Annotated in this window: 5 protein-coding genes; 4 read left to right on the top strand and 1 reads right to left on the bottom strand. The window is 72.0% G+C overall.

Annotation, left to right across the window (positions count from 1 at the left end; genetic code table 11):
• The 4 genes from EAO77_RS19165 to EAO77_RS19150 all read left to right on the top strand — a co-directional run.
• A partial coding sequence (locus EAO77_RS19165) for an RICIN domain-containing protein (RefSeq protein ID WP_147989531.1) occupies positions 1 to 332 on the top strand: 332 nt, incomplete at its 5' end.
• Positions 333 to 352: 20 nt separating this feature from the next.
• Positions 353 to 2,227, top strand: a complete 1,875-nt coding sequence (locus EAO77_RS19160; RefSeq protein ID WP_147989507.1) for a ThuA domain-containing protein — start codon at positions 353 to 355, stop codon at positions 2,225 to 2,227.
• Complete coding sequence (locus tag EAO77_RS19155) at positions 2,224 to 3,900, top strand: cellulase family glycosylhydrolase (protein ID WP_261994023.1); 1,677 nt, start codon at positions 2,224 to 2,226, stop codon at positions 3,898 to 3,900. Before EAO77_RS19160 ends, EAO77_RS19155 begins: the two co-directional genes overlap by 4 nt.
• Positions 3,901 to 4,108: 208 nt before the next feature.
• The gene (locus EAO77_RS19150) at positions 4,109 to 4,774 is read left to right on the top strand and encodes a class I SAM-dependent methyltransferase (RefSeq protein ID WP_147989506.1); all 666 of its coding nucleotides are present in this window, start codon (positions 4,109 to 4,111) and stop codon (positions 4,772 to 4,774) included.
• 176 nt (positions 4,775 to 4,950) lie between these two features.
• Here the strand turns inward: EAO77_RS19150 and EAO77_RS19145 are convergent, their stop codons facing one another.
• Complete coding sequence (locus EAO77_RS19145) at positions 4,951 to 6,108, bottom strand: acyl-CoA dehydrogenase family protein (RefSeq protein WP_147989505.1); 1,158 nt, start codon at positions 6,106 to 6,108, stop codon at positions 4,951 to 4,953.
• Positions 6,109 to 6,132 lie beyond the last annotated feature (24 nt).

Raw genomic sequence — 6,132 nt, 5'->3', positions numbered from 1 at the left:
GCGGTGTGGCCGCGGAGGGTACGCAGGTGCAGTTGTGGACGTGCAACGGTTCCGCCGCGCAGACGTGGCAGGTGCCGGGTGACGGCTCGGTGCGTGCGCTGGGCGGCTGCCTGGACGTGAGCGGCGGCGGCTCGGCGGACGGCACGAAGGTGCAGTGGTGGACGTGCAACGGGTCGGGTGCGCAGCGGTGGGCGGCGCAGCCGGACGGTTCGCTGCGCAACCCGCAGTCGGGCAAGTGCCTGGACGCGGAGGGCTCGACCTGGAACGACGGCACCCGGGTCCACCTGTGGACCTGCCACGACGGACCGAACCAGCGATGGATCCTGCCGTAGCAGGAAGGAGGCCACAGACGATGCGACACTTCACACGGCACCTCACACGGCACACCGCGACGCACACGACGACGCCCCGGACGGCCCGGACGCGGCGCCCCCTGGCCCGCACGGGCGCCTGGCTCGGCGCGGCGGCACTGCTCTGGGCGGGAGCCGCCCTGCCCGCCGCGGCGTCGGCGGCACCGTCCGCCCCGGCCCCCCGGCCGGCGCCCGCCGCGGCCGCGGCCGACCCCGCGTACCGGGTCCTGGCCTTCTCCAGGACGGCCGGCTTCCGCCACTCGTCCATCGACGACGGACTGGCCGCCCTGCACCAACTCGGCGGCGCCAACAACTTCACCGTCGACGCCACCGAGGACCCCAACGCCTTCACCACTGCCAACCTCGCCCGCTACCGGGCCGTCGTCTTCCTCTCCACCACGGGCGACGTGCTCGACGGCACCCAGCAGACGGCGTTCGAGCAGTACATCCGCTCCGGCGGCGGCTACGTGGGCGTGCACGCGGCCGCCGACACCGAATACGACTGGCCCTTCTACGCAGGACTGGCGGGCGCCCTGTTCCAGTCGCACCCGCACAACCAGACCGCCACCGTCAAGGTCGAGAACCGCGCGCACGACGCCACCGCCCACCTCGGCACGTCCTGGCAGCGCTTCGACGAGTGGTACAACTACCGCACCAACCCCCGCACGACCGCCCACGTCCTCGCCTCGCTCGACGAGTCCAGCTACACCGGCGGCTCCATGTCCGGCGACCACCCGATCGCCTGGTGCAAGGACTACGAGGGAGGCCGGGCCTTCTACACCGGCGGCGGCCACACCGACGAGTCCTGGTCCGAGCCCGCCCTCCGGCGCCACGTCCTCGGCGGGATCCGCTGGGCCGCCGGCATGACCCGGGCCGACTGCCGCCCGGAGAACGGGTACGAATCCCTCTTCGACGGCAGCACGGCCGGCTGGCAGCAGGCGGGCCCCGGCTCGTTCTCGCTCGCCGACTCCACGCTCACCTCACAGGGCGGCCTCGGTCTGCTGTGGTACTCCGGCCGCGAACTGACCGGGGACTGGTCGCTCAAACTCGACTGGCGCGCCGAAGGCGACGACAACTCCGGCGTCTTCGTCGGCTTCCCCGCCTCCACCGACCCCTGGTCGGCCGTGAACAACGGCTACGAGATCCAGATCGACGCCACCGACTCCCCGGACCGCACCACCGGCTCGGTCTACGGATACCGGTCCGCCGACACCGCCGCCCGCGACGCGGCGCTCAACCCGCCCGGCGAATGGAACACCTACGAGATCCGGGTCACCGGCGAACGCCTGGAGGTCTTCCTCAACGGGACCCGGATCAACGACTTCACCAACACCGACCCCGCCCGCAGCCTGCGCCAGGGCCACGTCGGCCTCCAGAACCACGGCGACGGCGACACCGTCTCCTTCCGCGACATCCGCGTCCGCAGCACCGGCGCGCCGCCGGCGTCCGCGGCGGTGAAGGGGGTGAACGGCAAGTGCCTCGACGTGAAGGGCGGTGTGGCCGCGGAGGGTACGCAGGTGCAGTTGTGGACGTGCAACGGTTCCGCCGCGCAGACGTGGCAGGTGCCGGGTGACGGCTCGGTGCGTGCGCTGGGCGGCTGCCTGGACGTGAGCGGCGGCGGCTCGGCGGACGGCACGAAGGTGCAGTGGTGGACGTGCAACGGGTCGGGTGCGCAGCGGTGGGCGGCGCAGCCGGACGGTTCGCTGCGCAACCCGCAGTCGGGCAAGCGGACGGCGGAAGGGGCTGTCCGAACTCTTGACGTGTTACCGGCGGCCTGTCTTCATGGGAGCGCTCCCACGCACCTTTCCCCACGCATGGGAGCGCTCCCATGCACATGTCGACCACGACCCGGCGCCCACCTTCTGGAGTCTCAGTGAGAACGAGAAGCACGACGCGTACGAGCACCACACGGTCCCGAACCGCCGTAGCCCTGCTGACGGGGCTGGCCACCCTCGTCGGGTTCGTCCTCCTCGGCGCCTTCGGCGCCACCGCCGCGCAGGCCCGGACCGCCGCGGCGCTCGCGACGGGCCTGCACATCAGCGACGGGCGCCTGCTGGAGGCGAACGGCAACGACTTCGTGATGCGCGGCGTCAACCACGCCCACACCTGGTACCCGGGCGAGACGCAGTCGCTCGCCGACATCAAGGCCAAGGGCGCCAACAGCGTCCGGGTCGTCCTCTCCGACGGCCACCGCTGGTCCGAGAACAGCCCCGCCGACGTGGCCGCCGTCGTCGCGGACTGCAAGGCCAACCGGCTGATCTGCGTGCTGGAGGTGCACGACACCACGGGCTACGGCGAGGACGCGGCGGCCGGGACGCTGGACCACGCCGCCGACTACTGGATCGGCCTGAAGGACGTACTGGCCGGCGAGGAGGACTACGTCATCGTCAACATCGGCAACGAGCCCTGGGGCAACACCGACCCGGCCGGCTGGACCGACCCGACGATCGCCGCCGTGAAGAAGCTGCGCACCGCCGGCTTCCAGCACACGATCATGGTGGACGCCCCCAACTGGGGCCAGGACTGGCAGGGCGTGATGAAGGCCAACGCCCAGGCCGTCTACGACGCCGACACCACCGGCAACCTGATCTTCTCCATCCACATGTACAGCGTCTTCGACACCGCGCAGGAGATCAACGACTACCTGAACGGCTTCGTCGCGGCGGGACTGCCGATCCTCATCGGCGAGTTCGGCGGACCGGGCGACCAGTGGGGCGACCCCGACGAGGACACCATGATGGCCGCCGCCGAGCGGCTCGACCTCGGCTACCTCGCCTGGTCCTGGAGCGGCAACACCGACCCGATCCTCGACCTGGTCCTCGACTTCGACCCGAGCCGTCTCAGCTCCTGGGGCGAGCGCATCTTCAACGGCGTGAACGGCATCGCCGAGACCTCCGAGGAGGCGACGGTCTTCGGCGGCGCCACCGGCGACGACGAGGCCCCGACCGCCCCCGGCACCCCGGCCGCCTCGGCCGTGACCGCCGACTCCGCGACCCTCGCCTGGGCGGCGTCCACCGACAACGTCGGCGTCACCGGCTACGACGTGGTCCGCGTCAGCGGCACCACCGAGACGAAGGCCGCCTCCTCGGTCAGCCCGCAGGTCACCGTCACCGGCCTGACGGCGGACACCGCCTACACCTTCGCCGTCTACGCCCGCGACGCGGCCGGCAACCGCTCGGCGCGCTCCGCGACGGTGCAGGTCACCACGGACGAGGGCGGCACGCCCGGCGCCGCCTGCTCGGTCGGCTACCGGGTGGTGGGCGAGTGGCAGGGCGGCTTCCAGGGCGAGATCGTCGTGCGCAACACCGGCACGGCCGCGATCGACGGCTGGCGGCTGGGCTTCGCCTTCACCGGCGGGCAGACCGTCGCCACCATGTGGGGCGGCACCGCCACGCAGTCCGCCGGCACGGTGAGCGTCTCCCCCGCCTCGTACACCTCCACCATCGCGCCGAACGGCTCGGTCACGGTGGGCTTCATCGGCACCAAGGGGGCGACGAACCCGGCCCCGGCCGCATTCACCCTCGACGGCGCCGCCTGCGCCGCGGCCTGACACCGCACACCGCCGCCGGCCGGTCCGGGCACCCGCCCCGGGCCGGCCGGCGCGCGTCCGGCACGGGCCCGCGCACGCACCGCCCGGGCGTGCCCGCGAGGACCGTGCGACGCGGTGCGCGGAGGGCAAGTGCGCCGAGGGTGCGGCCACTTGCGCCGCGTATAGTCGGAGCCAGACGGATTCGCCCCCCTCCGGCCGGAGGTTCCACGTGACCACCTCGCCCCACCCGGACCAGGTACGCGCAGGCCAGGCCATCTACCGGCCGTGGACGCTGCCCCTCTACGACCTGGTGGCCTTCAAGATCAACTGCCGGTTCCTCTTCCGGGTCCCGGTGCCCGAGGTGGTCGCGATGTTCGACCGCAACGTGTCCGACCGGCACCTGGACGTCGGGGTGGGCACCGGCTACTTCCTGGACACCTGCCGCACCGCGCCGCAGCAGTCCATCACCCTGGCGGACCTGAACGAGCACTCGCTGCGGCACGCGGCACGCCGGCTGGCCCGTTTCGACGTCAGCACGGTCCGGGCCAACGCGCTGGAGCCGCTGCCGCTGCCGGAGCGGTCCTTCGGCTCCGCGTCGCTCAACTTCCTGCTGCACTGTGTGCCGGGCACCATCCGCGACAAGGCCGTGGTCCTGGACAACGTCGCGGCGTGCGTCCGTCCCGGCGGGCGGATCTTCGGCGCCACCGTGCTCGGCAAGGGCGTCCCGGTGGGTCCGGCCGCGCGGGCCGTCGTCCCGTTCTGGAACTGGCGCGGTGTGATGCACAACGCCGAGGACAGCCTCGACGACCTCCGCGCGGAGCTGGGCGCCCGCTTCCCCGGCCACAGGCTCACCGTGCACGGCAGCACGGCCCTCTTCGAGGCCGAGGTGCCGTAGGGCGTGCTGCGAGAGTCCCGCCCGTCCTTAGGGCGGACGACGCTCCTTCCGCAGCCCGCTTCGGGCCTCTCGTCCCGATCGTGGCGGGCTCGCGCGTGCCACGGTCCGGACGAAAGGCCCTTCAGACACCGACGACGGCCGGCGCCCCCGTGCGGGGCGCCGGCCGTCGTCCCCTCCTACGAGCGGCGCGGCACCGGGATCACGTAGCGGCTGTAGAGCAGGTCGCGCAGGACGTCGTCGCCGCCCTCGACGAGGGAGACGTAGCGGATGTCCCGCATCAGCTTCCCGATGGGCAGCTCGTCGGTGTAGCCGAGGCCGCCGAACATCTCCGACCCCACGGAGGCCACGTCCCAGCCCGCCTGGCCGCAGAACATCTTGGCGGTCAGGGCGGACTTCAGGGTGCCCTGCCGGTGGAAGAGGGCAGGCGCGGACGGGTCCGCCATGATCGCGTCGTAGTCGCGGGCGGCGCGCAGACAGTGGCTCTTCATGACGTCGATCTGCATCTCCATCTGTCCGAGACGCTGTGCGAAGACCGGGTTCTCCATCAGGACGCCGTCGCGCAGCGGCTTGGTCCGGGCGTACGTCATGCAGTGGTCCCGGATGCGGCGGGCGATCCCGATGGCCGTGGCGGCGATCAGGATCCGGCTGGCGTTGAGGCCGATCTCCAGCAGCCGCAGACCCGAGCCGTCGAGACGGTTCCCGGCGGGGACGCGGCAGCCGTTCAGGGCGACCTGGTACGTGTACGAGGCGCGCAGGCCGATGACGTCCCACCGCTTCACGATCTCGACGCCGGGCGTGTCGCGCGGGATCAGGACGGCGTGGTAGGCCTCGGGGTCCTCGGCCGAGCGGGCGACGACGATCAGGAAGTCGGCGAAGTCGGTGTTGGTGGAGAAGAACTTCTCTCCGGTGACGACGAGTTCGCCGCCGTCCGCGGCGACCACCGTCTCGATCCTGCCCAGTTCGCTGCCCGCGTTCCGCTCGCTGCCGAGGGTCGCGCAGAACGAGCCGCGGGCCGCCATCGGTTCGAGGTACCGGGCCTTGAGCTCGTCGGAGCCGTACAGCTGCACCATGCTGGTGCCGAGGACCGAGATGAAGAGCGTGAAGGCCGCGCCCGCGTCGCCGTAGGCGATCTCGTTCACGATCTCGACGCTGTCCTCGAGCGTGAGTCCCCGGCCGCCGAACTCCTCGGGCAGCCACCAGTTGGCCAGTCCGGTCCCGCGGAAGCGCTCGTAGATGTCCGACGGCTTGTCGTCGAGCGCGTCGAGCTCCGCGTGCCGTCCGTCGAGACACTCCTTGACGAACGCGCGCACGGCCTTCAGGTCTTCCGGTTTCATCACTCCACCACTTCCACGTCGGTC

Source organism: Streptomyces sp. T39, assembly GCF_008042045.1.
In the GTDB taxonomy this organism is placed as follows: Bacteria; Actinomycetota; Actinomycetes; order Streptomycetales; family Streptomycetaceae; genus Streptomyces.
The sequence above is the reverse complement of the archived record's forward strand: the minus strand, read 5'-3'. Positions and strand labels throughout refer to the sequence as shown.